Origin of the sequence: Actinosynnema sp. NPDC023587 (assembly GCF_040640215.1) — a bacterium.
Taxonomy (GTDB): Bacteria; Actinomycetota; Actinomycetes; order Mycobacteriales; family Pseudonocardiaceae; genus Actinosynnema.
Genome location: NZ_JBFABG010000003.1, coordinates 569,143 through 588,530, shown reverse-complemented (window position 1 = coordinate 588,530; position 19,388 = coordinate 569,143). Strand labels below are relative to the sequence as shown.

Genomic DNA, 19,388 nt, shown 5'->3' with positions numbered 1-19,388 from the left:
CCTGGTCGTCGGGGCTCGTCGCTGTCTGGCAGAGGAGCCACCAGTGAGCAAGCCGAGCGCGACGCCTGTCCTGATCACCGTCACCGGCCCGGACAAACCGGGGGTGTCCTCCGTGCTGTTCGCCGTCCTGGCCAGGCACGGCGTGGACGTCCTCGACGTCGAGCAGGTCGTCATCCGGGGTCGGCTGGTGCTCGGCGTGCTGGTCGCCGCCGGCCACGACCCGGAGGGGTTGCAGGAGTCCGTGGAGCAGGCCATGGCCACGGTGTCCATGCAGGTCGAGGTGGAGATCGGCGCGGACGGCAAGCGCACCGCGCGGCTGGAGTCCACCCACGTGGTGATCCTGCTCGGCCGGCCGGTCACCGCGCGGGCGTTCACCGAGGTGGCGCGCAGGCTGGCGTCGCTGGGCGTGAACATCGACGCGATCCGCGGCATCGCCGACTACCCCGTCACCGGGCTGGAGCTGCGGGTCTCGGTCGCGGCGGACACGACGGAGGCGGACTCGGCGCTGCGCGAGGCGCTGGCCGAGGTGTCCGTGCGGGTCGACCTGGACATCGCGGTAGAGCGCGCGGGCCTGACCCGGCGGGCCAAGCGGCTGGTGGTGTTCGACGTGGACTCGACCCTGATCCAGGGCGAGGTGATCGAGATGCTGGCCGCGCACGTGGGCGTGGAGCCCCGGGTGAAGGAGATCACCGAGGCGGCGATGCGCGGGGAGCTGGACTTCGCCGAGTCGCTGCGCCGCCGGGTGGAGCTGCTGGCGGGCCTCGACGAGTCGGTGCTGGACGAGGTCGCCGGGTCGCTGGAGCTCACGGCCGGCGCGCGGACCACCGTGCGGACGTTGAAGCGGCTCGGGTTCCGCTGCGGCGTGGTGTCCGGCGGGTTCACCCGGGTCATCCGGTCGCTGGTGGACGACCTCGGGTTGGACTTCTGCGCGGCCAACGAGCTGGAGGTCGTGGACGGGAAGCTGACCGGGCGCGTGCTCGGCGAGATCGTGGACCGGCCCGGCAAGGCGGTGGCGCTGCGCCGGTTCGCCGAGCAGGAGGGCGTGCCGCTGGGGCAGACCGTCGCGGTCGGCGACGGGGCCAACGACATCGACATGCTGGGCGCGGCCGGTCTGGGCATCGCGTTCAACGCCAAGCCGGCGCTGCGGGAGGTGGCCGACACCGCGCTGTCGCACCCGTTCCTGGACGCCGTGCTGTTCGTGCTGGGCGTGACGCGGGCCGAGGTCGAGGCGGCGGACGCGGCCGACGGGCTGGACCTGGAGCGGCTGTGAACGAGATCCTGCGGATGTTGGTGGACCGGCACCACGCGACCGACGAGGAGGACCCGGAGTCGGTGCGGGCGATGCCTGTGGTGCTGCGGATCGAGCGGGCGGACCCGCCGTGCCGCACGGACGTGCTGGAGGCCGCCGCCGCTGCGGCGGTCGCGGTCTGCCTCGACCCCCGGGCCGAGCCCGGTGGCGAGTGGCACGACGACGTGGTGGCGTGGGTGCGCGGGCGGATCAGGAAGGTGACGCGGCGGGCTCGCGGCGCGCACTGGGAGGCCGTGCGGGCGCTGCCCGGGGTGACGCTGACCGTGGGCCGGGCCGAGGTGCGGGCGTTCGTGCCGTCGCGGGTGGTGGACGTGCCGAAGGAGCTGTCCCGGTTGCAGATCTCGGGCAGCGAGCTGCCCGTGGACGAGCCGGGCCCGGTGCCGGCGGGCGCGCGCCTGCTGTGGCTGAACCCGAGGGTGGGGATGACGGCGGGCAAGGCGGCGGCCCAGGTCGGGCACGCGTCGATGCTGCTGGCACCCACGCTGTCCGAGGAGGAGCTGGGGGAGTGGGCGGCGTTGGACTACCGGTGCGCGGTGCGCACGCCGTCCCCGGCCGAGTGGGACGCGCTGCTGGCCCGCCCGGGTGTCGTGGTGGTGCGGGACGCCGGCTACACCGAGGTCGACCCGGGGACCGCGACCGTCGCGGCGTACCGGACGTGATCCGACCTGCCCCGCCCGTGGCGTCGCGGTGAGGGCGATCCCGGTGACCGGGGCGACCGGAGCGCCCCACCCCCACGCCGGACGCCGGGCACCCCACGGGAGGGTCCCCGCGCGAGGACCTAGTTCGCGGCGTCCAGGCGCTTGAGGGCGGCGCGGACGACCTCCGGGTCGTAGGTGGTCCAGAACGGCGGCAGGGACGCGCGCAGGAAGCCGCCGTAGCGGGCCGTGGCCAGGCGCGGGTCGAGGATCGCCACCACGCCCTTGTCGCTCATCGAGCGCAGCAGCCGGCCCGCGCCCTGCGCCAGCAGCAGCGCCGCGTGGGTCGCCGCCACGGTCAGGAACCCGTTGCCGCCCCGCGATTCCACGGCCTTCTGCCGCGCCGAGGCCAACGGGTCGTCGGGGCGCGGGAACGGAATCCGGTCCATCACCACGAGTTGCAGCGCCGGCCCCGGCACGTCCACGCCCTGCCACAGCGACAGCGTGCCGAACAGGCACGTCCTGGTGTCCTCGGCGAACCGCTTCACCAGTTGCCCGGTGGCGTCGTCGCCCTGGCACAGCACCGGGTGGTCGAGCTTGCCGCGCAACGCCTCGGCCGCCGCCTTCGCCGCCCGCATCGAGGAGAACAGCCCCAGCGTCCGCCCGCCCGCCGCGTTCACCAGGCCCTCCAGCTCGTCCACGTAGGACGGTGGCAGGCCGTCGCGCCCCGGCGGGGGCAGGTGCCGGGCCACGTAGAGGATTCCGCTGCTGCCGTGCTCGAACGGCGAGCCGACGTCGAGCCCGGACCAGCGCGGCACCCCGAGGTCGGACGGCACCTCCTTGTCGCTCGCCGCGCCCTCGGCCTTCGTCGCGCCGGACGCCGCCGGCAGGCCCCACTGCCGGGCCAGCGTGTCGAACGTGCCGCCCAGGGTGAGCGTCGCGGAGGTGAGGATGGTGGTGCGCTTGCCGAACAGCCGCTCGCGCAGCAGCCCGCCGACGCCCAGCGGCGCGACGCGCAGCGACTGGGCCTTGCTCCGGTCGGCGAAGTCGCCGGACACCCAGACCACGTCGTGGTCGTCGTCGAACGCGGTCAGAATCCGTGCGGCGCAGTCGTGCACGTCGTCCAGCAGCGACCGCGCGAGCTTGCGGGAGGTCGCGCCGTCGACGTCCTCCTTGCGCTCCGGCCCGAGCGAGCTGATGCAGGCGTGCGAGGCGTCCTTGACCGCCCGCAGCGCGCCGGCGAGCGCCGGCGGCAGCGCGTCCAGCCGACCGACCGGCGCGTCCTCCAGCAGCATCGCCAGGCCGTCGCCGGCCTCGGCGATCCGGTCGGCCACGTCCTGGTCGACGAGCCGGCCGCAGCGCCGCGCGGCGGTGGCCACCAGCGACGCGCTGAGCTCCTCGGTGGCCACGGAGGTGATGCGGTCCACCAGGTCGTGCGCCTCGTCGATCACCACCACGTCGTGGTCGGGCAGGACCTGGTAGCCCTCCAGCGCGTCCACGGCGAGCATCGCGTGGTTGGTCACCACGACGTCCGCCCGGCCCGCCTCGGCGCGCGCCCGCTCGGCGAAGCAGTCCGTGCCGACCGGGCACTTCGCCACGCCCAGGCACTCGCGGGCGGTCACCGAGACCTGCCGCCACGACTGGTCGGTCACGCCCGGCACCAGCTCGTCGCGGTCACCGGTCTCGGTGTCGGAGGACCACTCGTGCAGCCGCTTCACCTCGCGGCCCAGCCGGGACACCGTGAACGGGTCGAACAGGCCCGCCTCCTCCGGCTCGTCCGGCGCTCCGGTGTGCACCCGGTGCAGGCACAGGTAGTTGCGGCGGCCCTTGAGGATCGCGAACCGGAGCTCGCGACCCAGCTCCCCGCGCAGCGCCTTCGCCAGGCGCGGCAGGTCGCGGTCCACCAGTTGGCGTTGCAGCGCGATGGTCGCGGTCGAGATGACGACGGTGGTCTCGGCGGCCACCGCGTGCCGGATCGCGGGCACCAGGTAGGCCAGGGACTTGCCGGTGCCGGTGCCGGCCTGCACGGCGAGGTGCTCGCCGGTCCGGATGGCGCGCTCGACCGCCTCGGCCATGTCCACCTGGCCCTCGCGCTCGGCTCCCCCCACCGCCTCGACGGCCACGGCGAGCAGGGTTCTGGTGTCGGGGATGGCGGTGGTGGACGGCACGGGGAGACGGTACCCGGCGGTGGCCTCAGAACTCGGCCGGCATCCGCCGGCCGAGTCCGCCGGCGACTCGCCCACGACCTCCCCGGTGCACCGGGGAGTGCGGTCGCGCGTCGCGCGCCGTCCGCGAGTACCGGTGGAGCTGCTCGCGCGGCACGGGCTCGCCCGATCGAGAGGTTCGGTCCGAGGCACCGCACCCGCCACCGCAGAACTCCGGTCATCCGACCGGGGGCCGCCCACTAGGGCTACCCGGAGGTCATCGGCCCTCAAAGCGGCCGTCCGCATTGCCGGATCGGGTGAAGAAGTGAGGCACCTTCGACGGACGGGCCGACTGTGAGTGGGCGCAGTTGGGCGCTTCGAGTGGAGCGCATCCCCCTTTACGGTCAGCAACCTTTAATCCTTCGGGAGGAACGCCGATAGGGGAAATTGCTCGACCACCGTGCCTGAACCCGTGAGGAAGGAGCTCCATGCGTGTGCGAACGACGGGCTTCGCCGCACTGGCCGCCGTCGCGGCCCTCCTGATCGGTGCCGCACCCGCCCCGGCGGCACCCGGCGACGCCTCCGCGTACGGCGCGGAGGTCGGCTTGTCGCTGCTGGGCGACGACGCGATCGCGGCCGGGCCCTTCGCCGCCGCGAACGCGCACGGGTCGACGGGCACCGCGTTCGCGGGCGTGGACCTGCCGGACCTGCTCACGACGGGGGTGGTCGACACCTCCGCGTCGCGGGACGACGACACGGGCGGGGTCCGGTCCCGGGCGAGCACCTCGGACGTGCGCCTCGACCTGCTGTCGTCGGTGACCGGCGGGATCACCGCCACGGCGGTCGAGGCCGGGTGCACGGCCACCCGGGAGGGCGTCGGCGGCACCACCGAGCTGGTCGGGCTGGACCCCGGGCGGCTCGGCGACGTCGCCGCCGAGCCCGCGCCGAACACCGCGGTCGGCGTCGAGCTGCTCGGCGCGGACATCGCCCGGATCGTGTTCAACGAGCAGGTCGTCAACCCGGACGGCGGCCTGACCGTCAACGCCGTGCGCGTGACGCTGGTCGGCGGCGTGCTCGGCTCGATCGGCACCGGTGACGTGGTGCTGTCCTCGGCGACGTGCGGCCCCGCCCGCCCGCCGATCGCGCCGGCCGCCGGCGCGGGCCTGTGGCTCGGGTCGGTCATGATCGCGCTGTTCGCCGTCCCGGCCGCCGTGGTCGCGCTGCACCTCCGGCGCGCGAACCCGGCGGTCTGACGTGGCCGAGGCCCCCGGCTCCGGAACTCCGGGCTCTGGAACTCCGGGCTCTGGAATCCCGGGCTCTGGGGCCGCCGTCGGCACGGGCGTGGGCTCGCGGCGGTAACCGCTTTCCCGCCGGTGCCCGGCCCCGCACCCGCACCGGCGTCCCCCTGCGACCAAGGAGCGATGTGAAGGAAGTCCTGCTGCTCGCCGGCACCCGTCCCGAGGCGGTCAAGATCGCCCCGGTGGCGCTGGCCCTGGCCGACCACCCGGTGCTCCGCCCGGTGATCGTCCACAGTGGACAGCACGAGGGCGTGGTGGAACAGGCGCTGGGCGCGTTCGACCTCAAGCCCGACGTCGTGCTGGACACCTCGCGGCCCACCGGCACCCAGGCCGAACTGCTGTCCGCGCTGGTGCCCGCGCTCGACCGGGTGCTGCGGGTGCGCGACCCGGCCGTGGTGCTGGTCCAGGGCGACACCACGACCGCGCTGGCCGGTGCGCTGGCGGCGTTCTGGCGCGGTGTCCCGGTGGCGCACCTGGAAGCCGGGCTGCGCACCGGCGACCTGGCCGGCCCGTTCCCCGAGGAGGGCACCCGGCAGATGATCTCCCGGATCGCCGCGCTGCACCTCGCGCCCACCGACGACGCGGCCACGGCGCTGGTGGGGGAGGCGCTGCCGGCCGCCGAGATCGTGGTCACCGGCAACACGGTGGTGGACGCGGTGCGCCGGGTGGCCGCCGCCGACCTCCCGGTGCGCGACCCCGCGCTGGCCGCGCTGGAGGCGGACCTGGACGCGACCGGCGACCGGCTGGTGCTGGTGACCGTGCACCGCCGGGAGTCCTGGGGCGCGCCGCTGGAACGCGTGCTGCACGCCGTGCGGGCGCTGGTCGACCGGCACCCCGACGTGCGGGTGCTGCTGCCCGTGCACCCGAACCCGGTGGTGCGCTCGACGGTCCGGGAGGTGCTGGCCGGTCACGCTCGGATCGTGGTCGGCGAACCCCTGGACTACCCCGATCTGGTGCGCGCCCTGCGCCGGGCCGCCCTCGTGCTCACCGACTCCGGCGGCCTCCAGGAGGAGGCACCGACGTTCGGCGTGCCGGTGCTGGTGCTGCGGTCGTCCACCGAGCGGGTGGCGGCCGTGGACGCCGGCTGCGCGTGGCTGGTCGGCACCGACACCACGCGCATCCTGGCCGAGGCCGGCTGGGTGCTCGGGTCCCGGCTGCGGCTGCCGCCCGGCCGCAACCCGTTCGGCGACGGCCGGGCCGCGATCCGGGTGCGCGGCGCGCTGGAACGGCTCGTCGGACTGCCCGCGCTGTTCGGTTCGGCGCTGCCGGTGCGCATTCCCCTCTGATCGCTCCCGGTGATCGGCCACTCGATCAGGTGGTCAATTTTCGCCCCAGGGTGACATGTCGCCTCGCGGGTCGGAATACGCGCCGAACCGATCGACTATTCCACGGGACAGCAATTCGAGAAGGGCATCCCATGAAGCACTCCCTCGCGCGCCGGGTCGGTGCGGTGGCCGCGGCGCTGGCGCTCTGCCTGGTCGGCACGCCCGCGCGGGCGGCCACCCCGCCGGGCGTCGCGTCCGCCGGATCGGCCGACTTCACCGGGGCCGGGCGGCACGTCGTCGTGCCCGCGCTCGCGCCCTGCTCGGTCGGCGGACCCACGACGGCGACGTCCAGCCCGGTGTCCGACACGGGCATCCGGTTCGGCGCGGGCAGGTCCACCTGCGAGACCACCGCGGTCGACCCCCCGCACGGCACCACCGAGACCCGGTCGACCGCCGGCGGTGCCGAGTTCGAGCTGTCGGCGCTGCGGGCGGCGGGCGGGCCCCTGCTCAAGGTCGGCCGGTGGCAGGTCTCCTGCACCGGCCGGGAGCACGGCACCGCGGTCGGCTGGGAGCTGGAGGCCCTGAGCGGGTTCCCGGGACTGCCCAGGGACATCCCGACCGATTACCGGCACGAGGTGACGAGCGCGACCGGCGCGGTGCTGGCCGTGGCCGTGTTCAGCGAAGTCCTGCTGCCCGACCCGAACGACGGCAGCCTGACGGTGAACCTCATCCACCTCCGCTTCACCGAGGCGTCCGGTGTCGCCGGCGAGGTCGTGGTCGGCTCGGCGTCCTGCTCGCCGACCCCGTGAGCGCGCACCCGGCCCCGCCGTCGCAGCGGGGCCGGGGTGCCGCCCGTCAGCCGACGTGCGGCGACCCGTCCAGGGCCACGCCCGCCCCGCGCAGGTCGTCCAGCGCGGTGTCCACGGTCGCCCGCGCGACCCCCGCCGTGAGACCGAGCAGCACGGTGGTGGCGAACCCCGCCGACGCGGCGTCGAGCGCGGTCGCGCGGACGCAGTGGTCGGTGGCGATCCCCACCACGTCCACCTGGTCGACCCCGCGCTCCCGCAACCAGTCCGCCAGCGGCTCGCCGCCGCCCGACGCGCCCTCGAACCCCGAGTAGGCCGCCGCGTAAGCGCCCTTGGAGAACACCGCCTCGACGGCGGTCACGTCCAGCTCCGGGTGGAACGACGCCCCGGCCGTGCCGGCGACGCAGTGCACCGGCCACGAGTCCACGAAGTCCGGCGTCGTGCTGAAGTGGCCGCCCGGGTCCACGTGGTAGTCCCGGGTCGCCACCACGTGGTCGTAGCCGCCCGCCGCGACGTGCGACGAGATCGCCGCCGCCAGCGCCGCGCCGCCCGCCACCGCGAGCGAACCGCCCTCGCAGAAGTCGTTCTGGACGTCCACCACGATCAGCGCCCTGCTCATGCGCACACCTCCTGCAACCTAGAGGAACGTCGTCGGGATCGCGGGCTCGCCGCGGGACAGCTTCAGGCCCTCCCACGGCACGCTCACCAGCGCGGCGCGCAGCCGTTCCCGGCTCTCCGCGAGGGTGTCCAGCCCGTCGACGCGCTGCCCGCCGCGCACCAGCGGCACCGGCAGCACCCGGTCGTCGGGGCCGAGCTCCGGCGTCGTCGCGTGCGGGAACACGACCTCTTCCAACGCCGTCCCGGTGTCCTTGTGCCGCCGCAGCGCGTTCTTGCGCCCACCGCGGGACTCCTTGTGGGAACTGCGCTTCGCGACCGGCCGGCCGTCGACCTCGACCAGCTTGTAGACCATGCCGGCGGTCGGCGCGCCGGAACCGGTGACCACCGACGTGCCCACGCCGTACGCGTCCACGGGCTCGGCGCGCAGCGCGGCGATCGCGTACTCGTCCAAGTCGCCCGACACCACGATCCGGGTGTTCTTCGCGCCCAGCGCGTCCAACTGGTCGCGCGCCTGCCGCGCCAGCACGCCCAGGTCACCGGAGTCGATCCGCACCGCGCCCAGCTCCGGCCCGGCCACGTCGACGGCGGTCTTGATGCCCGCGGTGATGTCGTAGGTGTCCACCAGCAGGGTGGTGCCCGCGCCCAGCGCGTCCACCTGGGCCCGGAACGCCTCCTCTTCGCTGTCGTGCAGCAGGGTGAAGGCGTGCGCGCACGTCCCGGCGGTCGGGATGCCGTGCCGGCGGGCCGCCTCCAGGTTCGACGTCGCGGTGAACCCGGCCAGGTACGCGGCGCGCGCCGACGCGACGGCGGCCTCCTCGTGCGTCCGGCGCGACCCCATCTCGATCATCCGCCGGCCGTTCGCCGCGCCGGCCATGCGGGCCGCGGCGGACGCGATCGCGCTGTCGTGGTTGAGGATCGACAGGGCCAGCGTCTCCAGCACCACACCCACGCCGAACGAGGCGCGCACGGACAGGACCGGCGAACCCGGGAAGTACAGCTCGCCCTCCGGGTAGCCGTCGACGTCACCGGTGAACCGGTAGTCGGCCAGCCACCCGAGGGTGGCGTCGTCCACCACCCCGCCGCGCTCCAGCAGCTCCAGCTCGGGCCCGCCGAATCGGAACGCCTCGATCGCGTCCAGCAACCGGCCGGTGCCCGCGACCACGCCGTAGCGCCTGCCCTCGGGCAGCCGGCGGGCGAACACCTCGAACACGCACGGACGCCCGGCGGTGCCGTCGCGCAGCGCCGCGGCCAGCATCGTCAACTCGTAGTGGTCCGTGAACAGCGACGTCGACATGAGGTCAGAGCCTAGGCTCGCCGGGGGCGTTCGCGCAGGAGGTGGCCCTATGGGCTCCACCACCCAGCGGAACATGACACCATTGGCGGTATGACCACGCCCGTCGAGCATGAGCGGACGCAGGTTGACCCGTCGTCCGAGGAGGTCCGCACCGAGGACCGCCCGTGGCAGACGCTGGTCTGGAACGACCCGGTGAACCTGATGTCGTACGTGACGTACGTGTTGCAGAAGCTGTTCGGCTACAGCCGCGACCACGCGACGAAGCTGATGCTGGACGTCCACCACAAGGGTCGGGCGATCGTGTCGTCGGGTTCCAAGGACAAAGTGGAGGCCGACGTGGCCAGACTGCACGCGGCCGGGCTCTGGGCGACCATGCAGCGTTCGTCGTGAAGAAGTGGACCCGCTCCGGTGACGTCGTCCTCGGCCGGTTCGACCGGCAGGAGGCGGCGGTGGTGCGCGGCCTGGTGAGCCAGATCCAGGACATGCTGCTGGCCCGCGCCGAGGAGGCCCCGCAGGACGAGCTGGCCGAGCTGACCGGGATCAGGACCGGTTCCTCGACGCCGCCGGACGACCCGATCCTGGGCCGCCTGCTGCCCGACTTCCACCGGCTGGACCCGGACGCGCCGGACCCGTCCGAGGTCGACTCGGCCAACGCCCTGCGCTCGCTGCACGAACCCGAGCTGCTGGACCTCAAGAGCGGTGTCGCCGCCGTGGTGCTGGAGACGTGCCCGCCCGACGGCGGCGAGGTGCGGCTGCGGCTGGAGGAGGCCGAGGCGTGGCTGTCGGCGCTCAACGACGTGCGGCTGGCCCTGGGCACGGCGCTGGACGTGCAGGACGACATGCCCGACGAGCTCCCGCCCGACGACCCGCGCTCGCCGCACCTGGGCGTCTACCACTGGCTGACCTGGGTGCAGGAGACCCTGGTCGAAGCCGTCCTGGACTGACGGCCGCGTGCTGGTCGGTCGCGTGCCCGGCGTGGTGGTCGTGCTCGCGCCCGGGGGCGCGGTGGCCGGCGTGGACGTGCGCGGCGCGCCGTGGGGCACCCGCGAACTCGACCTGCTGGACCCGTCCACGCTGGTCCAGCGGGTGCACGGGATCGTGCTGTCCGACGGCCCGGCCTCCGTCGGCGGGGTCGTGAGGTGGCTCGCGGAGCGGCACCGCGGGTTCCCGGTGGGCCGCGAACCGCACGAGGTGGTGCCGATCGTGCCCGCCGCCGCGGTCGGCCGGAACCCCGACGACCGGGGCTACGCGGCGTGCGCGGCGGCCGTGCCGGCGGAGCCCGGCGCGCTGGTCGTGGTGGGGGAGGCGGTGGCCGCGCTGGTCGTGGTCGACGCCGACCTGGACAAGGCCGCCTGCCGCCGGGTCGCGATGTCCGCGCACGACGGCCTGGTCCGGGCCGGCCTGCACCTGCCCGCGACGGTGTTCGCGCTGGCCACCGGCGTCCCGACCACCACCGGCCTCGACGACCTGTGCGCCGCCGCCGCCGACCGGGTGCACGCGAGCGCCACCTGACCCGGACCGGGATCGCGGCCCGGGGCCGCGCCGGTCGCGAGGGGCCCCGGACGGCGGTCCGGGGTGCGCAAGTGCGGGTTCTCACACACCGGGACAACTCCTGCCACCACGTAGGATGGGGGTGTGCTGGTGATTCGTCATGACCTCGTCGACGCGATGGTGGCGCACGCCCGTCGCGACCACCCCGACGAGGCGTGCGGGATCATCGCGGGCCCCGAGGGCTCCGACCGCCCTGAGCGGTTCGTCGAGATGGACAACGCCGAGCGCTCGCCGACGTTCTACCGGTTCGACTCGGCGGAGCAGCTCCGGGTGTGGCGCGAGATGGACCGCGCGGACGAGGTGCCGGTGGTCGTGTACCACTCGCACACCGCGACCGAGGCGTACCCCTCGCGCACGGACATCTCCTACGCCAGTGAGCCCGACGCCCACTACGTCCTGGTGTCCACCAGGGACCCGGAGCAGCACGAGCTGCGCTCTTACCGGATCGTGGACGGCGTCGTGACCGAAGAACCGGTCGAGGTCGTCGAGTCGTACATGTTCACGCACAACGGCGCGGACGACACTCCCGACCGTCGCTGAAGCGCCGTCGTCCGCCGCATCTCCCGTTTCCGGCTCCTCTCGGAGGTTCCCGCATGTCCGTCACCGTCTCCATCCCCACGATCCTGCGCACCCACACCGGTGGGCAGAAGTCCGTGGAGGCCGCGGGCACCACGCTCGCGCAGGTCATCGACGACCTGGAGGCCAACCACGGTGGCCTGAAGGCGCGCCTGGTCAAGGAAGGCGTGCTGCACCGCTTCGTCAACGTCTACGTCAACGACGAGGACGTCCGCTTCGCCGGCGGGCTGGAAGCCCCGGTCCAGGACGGCGACACGGTCACGATCCTCCCGGCCGTCGCGGGCGGCTGAGCCATGGCTCGGTACGAGTCGTTGCTGGACGCGGTCGGCGGCACGCCCCTGGTGGGCCTGCCCCGGCTGTCGCCCTCGAAGGACGTCCGGTTGTGGGCGAAGCTGGAGGACCGCAACCCGACCGGCTCGATCAAGGACCGCCCGGTCCTGAGGATGATCGAGGAGGCCGAGCGGTCCGGGCGGCTGACCCCCGGCTGCACCATCCTGGAACCGACCTCGGGCAACACCGGCATCGCGCTGGCCATGGCGGCCAAGCTCAAGGGCTACGGCCTGGTGTGCGTGATGCCGGAGAACACCTCCACCGAGCGCAAGCAGCTACTCCAGGCCTACGGCGCGCGGATCGTGTTCTCCCCCGCCGCCGGCGGCTCCAACCAGGCGGTGGCGCGGGCCAAGGAGCTGGCCGCGCAGAACCCCGACTGGGTGATGCTCTACCAGTACGGCAACCCCGCGAACGCGGGCGCGCACTACCACGGCACCGGCCCGGAGATCCTCAAGGACCTCCCGACCATCACGCACTTCGTGGCGGGCCTGGGCACCACCGGCACGCTCGTCGGCGTCGGCCGCTACCTGCGCGAGCAGAAGCCCGGCGTGCAGATCATCGCCGCCGAGCCCCGGTACGGCGAGCTGGTCTACGGGCTGCGCAACCTCGACGAGGGCTTCGTGCCCGAGTTGTACGACGCGGAAGTGCTGACCGGCCGGTACTCGGTCGGTTCGTACGACGCGCTGCGCCGCACCCGGCAGCTCCTGGAGGTGGAGGGCATCTTCGCGGGCATCTCCACCGGTGCGATCCTGCACGCCGCCCTCGGCGCGGCCGAGAAGGCCGCGACCAAGGGCGAATCGGCCGACGTCGCGTTCGTGGTGGCGGACGCGGGCTGGAAGTACCTGTCCACCGGCGCGTACGCGGGCACGCTGGACGAGGCCGCGGAACGCCTCGACGGCCACCTCTGGGCTTGAGTTCTTGGCCGCGACTTCGTCGCGGCGGGCTCGGCCGCTGGGAAGTCGGCCCATCGAGCCGTCTTCCACCCCGATCGGAAAGCGTGATCGGGGTGGAAGGCGGCTCGACAGGCCGACGCGGCCTCGCGTGGTGGTTCGGTCGGAGGTTCGATCAAGGACAGCGCGGCTTTGCGGGGCGGGTGTGGAGCCTCGCGTGGGCCGAGTGGGTGTGAAGCCTCGCGTGAGGCGAGCGGGTGTGGGTCAGGGGGCTACGACTCGGCCCCTGTGGTCGATGCGGCCGGGGCAGAGGCCCTTCTTCTTCAGGCCCTTCACCACCAGGGGCACGGCGTCGACGGTGGTCTGGTAGCCGTCGTGCATCAGGATGATGCCACCGGCTTTCGCGCCCAGCGCCGAGCGCACGATCGCGTCGGTCGGCACCCCGCTCCAGTCCACCGTGTCCACGGTCCACAGCACCTCGGCCAGGCCCTGCCGGCGCGCCTCGTCGCGCACGGCGGCGTTCGTGTCCCCGTAGGGCGGGCGGAACAGGGCCGGCGTGCGGCCGGTGATCTCGCGCAGCACGTCCTGGGTCTTGGCGAGCTCCGCCGTCACCTCCTCCGGCGGGAGGGTGGTCAGCGCCGGGTGCGACCACGAGTGGTTGCCCAGCCAGTGGCCCGCCCGCACGGTCTCGCGCACCAGGCCCGGCTGCTCCTCGGCCCGCGCCCCGACGTCGAAGAACGTCGCCCGCGCCCGGACCGCTTTCAGCGCGGCCAGCAGCGGGCGCACGAACGCCGGGTTCGGGCCGTCGTCGTAGGTGAGCGCCACGTACCCGGAACAACCGGGAGCGGCATTCGCGGGTACGACCGGTGCGACGAACAGCAGCGCGATCACCAACAGTGCTCTCGACAACATGCGGGACTCCTCCGGCAAGGGCGGCCTCCGCTCCACTATCGGTTCCCCGGTGGTGGGCCGACAACGGTTCGCGCCGGTTCTGCAACTTGCCGCGCGGTCATTGCGCCGGATGAAAAGGCCCCGTCGTCCATTCGGTGCTATCCGGCCCGCCGGGCTGTTCCTACGATTCGGTCGTCCAGGTCCGACTAGCCGGTGGTGTGTGAATTGAGCTTGACCGACGCGGACCGCGAACTGCTCGACCGCGCGCTGGCCGTGGCCCGCGCGCACAGCCGCTGGCGGCACCACACCGTCGCCGCCGCCGCGCGGTCGGTGGACGGGCGCACCTTCACCGGGCTCAACGTGTTCCACTTCGCCGGCGGACCGTGCGCGGAGCTCGTGGTGATCGGCGCGGCGGCGGCCGAGGGTGTCTACGACCTGGACACGGTGGTGGCCACCGACGCGACCGGCGTGGTCCCGCCGTGCGGGCGCTGCCGCCAGGTGCTGTCCGACCTGGTGCCGGACGTGACCGTGCTGGTCACCGAAACGGAGAAGGTCCCGATCGCCACCCTGCTCCCGAGGGCCTACCGCTGGTCGGAGCACCTGTCGACGCTGGAGCAGCGCCGCCGGACCTGAGCCCGACCCGACCGGCGGATTCGGGGAATGGTCGGAAACGCTCCCGCACCCGGTCGAGGCATTCGAGTGACGCTCGATCATTGATAGCGCCGGGTGCCGGCGGGTGTTTTCCGCAATAGTGCAGATAGGCGACTGCTATCGTGCCGCCATGCAATTGACGGTGCTCGGGTGCTCGGGCAGCGCACCCGGACCTGATCTGCCCACTTCGGGGTACCTCGTCGAAGTGGCCGGGGTCCGGATCGCGGTCGAACTCGGCGGTGGCGTGTTCGGCGCGCTCCAACGGCGGTGCGACCCGTTCACGCTCGACGCCGTGCTCCTGTCGCACCTGCACCTCGACCACTGCGCGGACTTCAGCGCGCTCACCACGTACCTGCGCGCCCACCCGTCCCCGCCGGCGTCGTTCGGCAGGCTCCCGGTGTTCGCCCCGCCCCACGCGCCGACCCGGCTCGCCGCCGCGCACGCCGCGTCGGAGGAGGAACTGGCCACGCTGCGCCTGGGCGACACGTTCGACTTCGTGCCGCTCGCGGCGGGCCGCTTCCAGATCGGCCCGGTGACCGTCGAGGTGGCGGCCATGCGGCACATCTGCGAGGCCTACGCGTTCCGGATCACGCACGCCGGGACGTCCCTGGTGTTCACCGGCGACACCGTCCCGTGCCCGGAGCTGGTGGAACTGGCGCGCGGCGCGGACCTCTTACTCGCCGACGCGGCGTGGCGGGAACAGGCCGGCCGCGCGAACTACCTGCACATGAGCGGCCGGGAGACGAGCCTGGTCGCCACCGAGGCGGGCGTCGGCCGGCTGGTGCTCACCCACGTGCTGCCGTGGTCGGACCGGGCCGGCGTGCTGGCCGACGCGACCGAGGCGTTCGACGGCCCGGTCACCCTGGCCGAACCCGGTGACGTGTACCGGCTCCGCGCCGCCCCGGACGCCGACACCGTGGACGCCCGCCCAGCGCCCGCAGCGCCGGTGGGGCCGATCCGGCGTGCCCGGAGGTCGTCCTAGCCGGCGAACGTGGTCGACGGACGGCCCTCGCCCGCGTCGGGCAGCACCAGCACCGAGCCGGCGAGCTCGCCCAGCGCGTCACCGGACAACCCGACCCGCGCGGTCGTCACGTACAGGTCGGTGAAGTCCCGGCCCCCGAACGCGCACGCGCTCGGCCGGTCCACCGGCAACTCGACCTCGGTGTCGACCCGGCCGTCCGGCGTGTACCGGCGCACCGCCGCGCCACCCCACAGCGCCACCCAGACCGCGCCCGACGAGTCCACGCACAGCCCGTCCGGCAGCCCCCGGTCCACCTCGACGAGCGGGCGGCGGTTCGTGGCGTCGCCGGTGTCCCGGTCGTAGTCGAGCACGTCGATCCGGCGGGTCGCCGAGTCGACGTAGTACAGCAGGGTCCCGTCCGGGCTCCAGTCGATGCCGTTGCTGCACGTGACGTCGCCCAGCACGACCTTCGCGTCCCCGGTCGGGTCGACGCGGGCCAGCCAGCCGCCCGGACCCTCGTCGTAGCGCACGGTCCCGGCCCACAGCCTGCCCGCCGGGTCGACCGCCGCGTCGTTGCCGCGCACGCCGTCCCGCGCCCAGTAGACCAGCCAGGTCTTGGTGCCGTCCCGGTCGACCAGCGCGACCCCGTCCCGCAGGTTCAGCACCAGGCCGCCCTTGGTGCGGGGTTTCGCCGCGCCGACGTGCTGGGGCACGTCCAGCACCGCGTCCTCGCCGCTGCCCGGCGAGTACCGGTGCACCCGGCTCCCGAGGACGTCCACCCAGACGAGGGTCCCACTGCCGTGGTCCCAGGTGGGTGCTTCGCCCAACTCGGCCTCGGTGCGCACGGCGACTTCGATCGACACGCGCCCAGCCTAGGCTCCGCTCACCGGAAAGTGGCAGGTGCGCCCCTGACCTCGGGACTCGACGATCCCGCCGAGCACCCGGGCGGCGCGCCGCGCGCGCGGGACCCCGGCGGATCCGCCTCCTGGAACGGCGCGTTCACCCGTAACCTGACGGTGTGGATCCCACGGTTGTGTCGCCGGCCCCGCCCACCCGGTCGCCGGCCAAGCGCGTCATCCCGCCGAAGCCGTTGCTGTCGGCGGTGGTCGTGGCCGGGTTCGTGGCCCTGATGTTCGTCGTCGAGGGCATCGACACGGCACTGGGCGGCAGCCTCGACCGCGACGGTGTCATCCCCCGCGACTTCACCGAGTGGGACAACATCCTCTGGGCACCGGTCCTGCACGGCGGCTGGGAGCACCTGACCGGCAACGCCGTGCCGCTGCTCGTCCTCGGCTTCCTGGCCACCTCCGGCGGCGTCGCGCAGTTCCTCCAGGTCACCGCCGTCATCTGGCTGACCGACGGGCTCGGCGTGTGGCTGATCGGCTCGCCGGGCAGCCACATCGGGGCGTCCGGCCTGGTGTTCGGCTACCTGGTGTTCCTGCTGGTGCGCGGCGTCTTCGCGCGGGCCACCGCGCAGATCGTGGTGGCCCTGGCGGTGTTCGCGGTCTACGGCGCGATGCTGTGGGGCGTGCTGCCCGGCCAGCCCGGGATCTCCTGGGAGAGCCACCTGTTCGGCGCGCTCGGCGGCGTGCTCGCGGCCTGGGGCGTCGCCCGGGACACCCACCGGGCCGCCGCCGCGTGACGTCCGCCGACGCGCCGATCGGCGTCTTCGACTCCGGCGTGGGCGGCCTGACCGTCGCCCGGACGATCATGGACCAGCTACCCGAGGAGAGCATCCGCTACCTCGGCGACACCGCCAACGCCCCCTACGGCCCGCGCCCCATCGCCGAGGTGCGCGAACTCGCCCTGGGTCACCTCGACCGGCTGGTCGAGGACGGCGCGAAGCTGCTGGTGATCGCCTGCAACACGGCGTCCTCGGCGTGCCTGCGCGACGCCCGCGAGCGCTACGACGTGCCCGTGGTCGAAGTCGTGCTGCCCGCCGTCCGGCGCGCCGTCGCCACCACCCGCACCGGCAAGGTCGGCGTGATCGGCACCCTGGGCACCATCGCGTCCGGCGCGTACCAGGACTCGTTCGCCGCCGCGCCCGACATCGAGGTCACGGCGGTGGCCTGCCCCCGGTTCGTGGACTTCGTGGAACGCGGCACCACCTCCGGCCGCCAGGTGCTCGGCCTCGCCCAGGCCTACCTGGAGCCGTTGCAGCGCGCCGAGGTGGACACGCTCGTCCTCGGCTGCACCCACTACCCGCTGCTGACCGGCGTGCTCCAGCTCGCGATGGGCGACCGGGTGACGTTGGTCTCCAGCGCCGAGGAGACCGTGAAGGACGTCGTGCGGGTGCTGACCGACCTCGACCTGTTCCGCTCCGGCGACCCCGACCTGCGGTTCTCCAGCACCGGCCCGACCGACCTGTTCGCCCGGCTGGCGCACAGGTTTCTGCCCCGGTTGGAAAACGCGTCTTTCCACCCGCACGAATGATTTGGCACTCTCCAACGGTGCTGTTGACCATCCTCGGCTGCTCGGGCAGCCTGCCGGGGCCGGACGGCCCCGCATCCGGCTACCTCGTCGAGGCGGACGGTTGCCGTCTCGGGCTCGAACTCGGCAACGGTGTCCTGGCGTCCCTCCAGGCGCACTGCGACCCGTTCGCGCTGGACGCGCTGCTGTTCTCGCACCTGCACCCCGACCACTGCGCCGACTTCACCACGCTCGCGGTGATGCGGCGCTACCACACCCACCCCCCGCACGACACCGTCGAGCGCAAGCTCCCCGTCCACGCGCCGTCCGAAGCGCCCCGGCGCTTCGCCCGCGCCTACGCCGAGAGCGCCGAGGAGCTGCGCACCGCCGACCTGTCGGACGTGTTCGCGTTCCACGCCCTGACCGCCGAGCCGTTCCGGGTCGGTCCCTTCGAGATCACCGCCGCCCGCGTCGCCCACCCGGGCGAGTCGTACGGGTTCCGCATCGCCACCGACCGCGCGACCCTCGCGTTCACCGGCGACAGCGGCCCGTGCGACGCGCTGACCACCCTCGCCGGCGACGTGGACCTCCTGCTGTCCGAGGCGACCTGGACGCACGCCGACGACCGGCCGCCCGGCACCCACCTGTCGGGCGTGCAGGCGGGCGAGCTGGCCGCCGAGGCCGGTGCGGGCCGGCTGCTGCTGACCCACGTCGCACCGTGGACCGACCCGGGGGCGGTGCTCGCCGAGGCCCGCACCCGGTACGCCGGGCCGGTCGAACTCGCACGTCAGGGCCACAAGTACGCGGTTGACGAGCCGGCCGTCCGGGTAATCGGCGGTCATGGCAACTGATGTCGTCGAGTTGATCCTGGCCGACCACCGCAAGTTCGAGGAGCTGTTCCGCGAGTTGCGGGACCGCTCCGCGGACCGCACCACCCGGCTCGGTGAGCTGGCCGCCCTGCTGGTCGCGCACGCCGAGGCGGAGGAGTCCGAGGTCTACGCGGCCCTCAAGCGCTTCCGCGAGGTCGACAACGACGAGGTCGACCACGGTGCGGAGGAGCACGCCGAGGGCCACCAGGCGCTGCTGGCCCTGATGGAGGTCACCGACCCGGAGACCGACGAGTGGGAGACGAAGCTCGAAGAACTCGTCGAGAACCTCAACCACCACGTGGACGAGGAGGAGCGGACCCTCCTGAACGACGCGCGCGAACAGGTCCCCGAGGACCGCCGCGCCGAGATCGGCAAGGCGTTCCTGGAGGCCCGGCAGGCCCTGCTGGACGACGACTGCGGTGACCTGGAGTACGTGCGCCGGATCGCCAAGGCCACCGCCGACCGCATCGACTAGCGTCGGCCGGGTGTCGGACGTCGAGGTGCGCAAGGTCGGTCAGCACGAGTTCGTGGCCACGAACGACCGGGGCGCGTCGGTGCCGGTCGGGCGGGCGGGCGCGAACGGCTCGTTCAGCCCGGTCGAGCTCCTGCTGGCGGCGGTGGCCGGGTGCGCGGTGGTGACGGCGGAGACCCTGGTCCACCGGCGGGTCGGCGACGGCCTCACCGCGCGGGCGCGGGACGTGCGGCCGGCCGGCGCGCACGAGCTGGACGAGGTGCCGGTGACCCTGGCGTACGACGTGTCGGCGCTGACCGACGAGCAGCGCGCAGCGCTCGACACGACCGTGCGCCGGGCCATCGACCAGTTGTGCACCGTGTCGCGGACCCTGCGGAAGGCCCCGCCCACCCCGCTGCACCTGCCGTAGCCCCGGCGGG

The 19,388-nt window shown here is 73.8% G+C and carries 23 protein-coding genes; 18 read left to right on the top strand and 5 right to left on the bottom strand.

Annotation, left to right across the window (positions count from 1 at the left end; translation table 11 throughout):
* Positions 1 to 43: 43 nt before the first annotated feature.
* Both serB and AB0G01_RS11585 read left to right on the top strand, forming a co-directional pair.
* Positions 44 to 1,270, top strand: a complete 1,227-nt coding sequence (gene serB, locus AB0G01_RS11590; protein WP_360942912.1) for a phosphoserine phosphatase SerB — start codon at positions 44 to 46, stop codon at positions 1,268 to 1,270.
* Positions 1,271 to 1,284: 14 nt separating this feature from the next.
* Complete coding sequence (locus AB0G01_RS11585) at positions 1,285 to 1,968, top strand: peptidyl-tRNA hydrolase (RefSeq protein ID WP_360943320.1); 684 nt, start codon at positions 1,285 to 1,287, stop codon at positions 1,966 to 1,968.
* Positions 1,969 to 2,087: 119 nt separating this feature from the next.
* On the opposite strand, the gene AB0G01_RS11580 is transcribed toward AB0G01_RS11585, so the two are convergent.
* A complete protein-coding gene (locus tag AB0G01_RS11580; RefSeq protein WP_360943317.1) occupies positions 2,088 to 4,019 on the bottom strand; it encodes an ATP-dependent DNA helicase in 1,932 nt (643 codons plus the stop codon).
* A 557-nt stretch (positions 4,020 to 4,576) separates the two neighbouring features.
* Here AB0G01_RS11580 and AB0G01_RS11575 point away from each other — a divergent pair.
* From AB0G01_RS11575 to AB0G01_RS11565, 3 genes are all read left to right on the top strand, one after another.
* Complete coding sequence (locus AB0G01_RS11575; RefSeq protein WP_360942909.1) at positions 4,577 to 5,341, top strand: choice-of-anchor P family protein; 765 nt, start codon at positions 4,577 to 4,579, stop codon at positions 5,339 to 5,341.
* A gap of 170 nt (positions 5,342 to 5,511) precedes the next feature.
* Positions 5,512 to 6,672: a UDP-N-acetylglucosamine 2-epimerase (non-hydrolyzing) gene (wecB, locus tag AB0G01_RS11570; protein WP_360942906.1), complete on the top strand. Its 1,161-nt coding sequence runs from the start codon at positions 5,512 to 5,514 to the stop codon at positions 6,670 to 6,672.
* A gap of 131 nt (positions 6,673 to 6,803) precedes the next feature.
* On the top strand, positions 6,804 to 7,460 hold the full coding sequence (locus AB0G01_RS11565; RefSeq protein WP_360942903.1) for a hypothetical protein: 657 nt from the start codon (positions 6,804 to 6,806) through the stop codon (positions 7,458 to 7,460).
* A gap of 46 nt (positions 7,461 to 7,506) precedes the next feature.
* Here AB0G01_RS11565 and AB0G01_RS11560 read toward each other — a convergent pair whose 3' ends face one another.
* Together AB0G01_RS11560 and AB0G01_RS11555 are read right to left on the bottom strand one after the other, a co-directional pair.
* Positions 7,507 to 8,076, bottom strand: coding sequence for an isochorismatase family protein (locus AB0G01_RS11560; RefSeq protein ID WP_360942900.1), 570 nt, complete (start codon positions 8,074 to 8,076; stop codon positions 7,507 to 7,509).
* An 18-nt stretch (positions 8,077 to 8,094) separates the two neighbouring features.
* Positions 8,095 to 9,369 carry a nicotinate phosphoribosyltransferase gene (locus AB0G01_RS11555; protein WP_360942897.1) on the bottom strand — a complete coding sequence of 425 codons (1,275 nt, stop codon included), beginning with the start codon at positions 9,367 to 9,369 and terminating at the stop codon, positions 8,095 to 8,097.
* 90 nt (positions 9,370 to 9,459) lie between these two features.
* On the opposite strand from AB0G01_RS11555, the gene clpS reads away from it, so the two are divergent.
* From clpS to AB0G01_RS11525, 6 genes are all read left to right on the top strand, one after another.
* Positions 9,460 to 9,759 (top strand): ATP-dependent Clp protease adapter ClpS, encoded by a 300-nt coding sequence (gene clpS, locus AB0G01_RS11550; protein WP_360942894.1) that lies wholly within the window; start codon positions 9,460 to 9,462, stop codon positions 9,757 to 9,759.
* A complete protein-coding gene (locus tag AB0G01_RS11545; RefSeq protein WP_360942891.1) occupies positions 9,756 to 10,313 on the top strand; it encodes a DUF2017 domain-containing protein in 558 nt (185 codons plus the stop codon). Before clpS ends, AB0G01_RS11545 begins: the two co-directional genes overlap by 4 nt.
* A 7-nt stretch (positions 10,314 to 10,320) precedes the next feature.
* Entirely contained in the window at positions 10,321 to 10,881 is a 561-nt protein-coding gene (locus AB0G01_RS11540) for a peptidase S58, DmpA (protein ID WP_360942888.1), read from the top strand.
* Positions 10,882 to 11,004: 123 nt separating this feature from the next.
* Positions 11,005 to 11,460 carry a M67 family metallopeptidase gene (locus tag AB0G01_RS11535; protein ID WP_360942885.1) on the top strand — a complete coding sequence of 152 codons (456 nt, stop codon included), beginning with the start codon at positions 11,005 to 11,007 and terminating at the stop codon, positions 11,458 to 11,460.
* Positions 11,461 to 11,513: 53 nt separating this feature from the next.
* Entirely contained in the window at positions 11,514 to 11,786 is a 273-nt protein-coding gene (locus AB0G01_RS11530; RefSeq protein WP_360942882.1) for a MoaD/ThiS family protein, read from the top strand.
* A 3-nt stretch (positions 11,787 to 11,789) separates the two neighbouring features.
* Positions 11,790 to 12,740, top strand: coding sequence for a cysteine synthase (locus AB0G01_RS11525; RefSeq protein WP_360942879.1), 951 nt, complete (start codon positions 11,790 to 11,792; stop codon positions 12,738 to 12,740).
* A 240-nt stretch (positions 12,741 to 12,980) separates the two neighbouring features.
* Here AB0G01_RS11525 and AB0G01_RS11520 read toward each other — a convergent pair whose 3' ends face one another.
* Entirely contained in the window at positions 12,981 to 13,628 is a 648-nt protein-coding gene (locus AB0G01_RS11520) for a polysaccharide deacetylase family protein (protein ID WP_360942876.1), read from the bottom strand.
* A gap of 195 nt (positions 13,629 to 13,823) precedes the next feature.
* Between AB0G01_RS11520 and AB0G01_RS11515 the strand changes: the two genes are divergently transcribed.
* Both AB0G01_RS11515 and AB0G01_RS11510 read left to right on the top strand, forming a co-directional pair.
* Positions 13,824 to 14,240 carry a cytidine deaminase gene (locus tag AB0G01_RS11515; protein WP_360942873.1) on the top strand — a complete coding sequence of 139 codons (417 nt, stop codon included), beginning with the start codon at positions 13,824 to 13,826 and terminating at the stop codon, positions 14,238 to 14,240.
* 148 nt (positions 14,241 to 14,388) lie between these two features.
* Positions 14,389 to 15,240, top strand: a complete 852-nt coding sequence (locus AB0G01_RS11510) for an MBL fold metallo-hydrolase (RefSeq protein ID WP_360942870.1) — start codon at positions 14,389 to 14,391, stop codon at positions 15,238 to 15,240.
* Here the strand turns inward: AB0G01_RS11510 and AB0G01_RS11505 are convergent.
* On the bottom strand, positions 15,237 to 16,082 hold the full coding sequence (locus AB0G01_RS11505; protein WP_360942867.1) for an SMP-30/gluconolactonase/LRE family protein: 846 nt from the start codon (positions 16,080 to 16,082) through the stop codon (positions 15,237 to 15,239). The genes AB0G01_RS11510 and AB0G01_RS11505 overlap by 4 nt on opposite strands.
* 155 nt (positions 16,083 to 16,237) lie before the next feature.
* Here AB0G01_RS11505 and AB0G01_RS11500 point away from each other — a divergent pair, with 155 nt between their 5' ends.
* From AB0G01_RS11500 to AB0G01_RS11480, 5 genes are read left to right on the top strand one after another with little or no spacing between them, the layout of a single operon-like run.
* The gene (locus AB0G01_RS11500; RefSeq protein ID WP_360942864.1) at positions 16,238 to 16,861 is read left to right on the top strand and encodes a rhomboid family intramembrane serine protease; all 624 of its coding nucleotides are present in this window, start codon (positions 16,238 to 16,240) and stop codon (positions 16,859 to 16,861) included.
* Positions 16,858 to 17,652, top strand: a complete 795-nt coding sequence (gene murI, locus AB0G01_RS11495) for a glutamate racemase (protein ID WP_360942861.1) — start codon at positions 16,858 to 16,860, stop codon at positions 17,650 to 17,652. The genes AB0G01_RS11500 and murI overlap by 4 nt, the downstream gene beginning before the upstream one ends.
* Before the next feature lie 17 nt (positions 17,653 to 17,669).
* Positions 17,670 to 18,479 (top strand): MBL fold metallo-hydrolase, encoded by an 810-nt coding sequence (locus AB0G01_RS11490; protein ID WP_360942858.1) that lies wholly within the window; start codon positions 17,670 to 17,672, stop codon positions 18,477 to 18,479.
* Complete coding sequence (locus AB0G01_RS11485; protein ID WP_360942855.1) at positions 18,469 to 18,972, top strand: hemerythrin domain-containing protein; 504 nt, start codon at positions 18,469 to 18,471, stop codon at positions 18,970 to 18,972. Before AB0G01_RS11490 ends, AB0G01_RS11485 begins: the two co-directional genes overlap by 11 nt.
* 10 nt (positions 18,973 to 18,982) lie before the next feature.
* Positions 18,983 to 19,378 carry an OsmC family protein gene (locus AB0G01_RS11480; protein ID WP_360942852.1) on the top strand — a complete coding sequence of 132 codons (396 nt, stop codon included), beginning with the start codon at positions 18,983 to 18,985 and terminating at the stop codon, positions 19,376 to 19,378.
* Positions 19,379 to 19,388 lie beyond the last annotated feature (10 nt).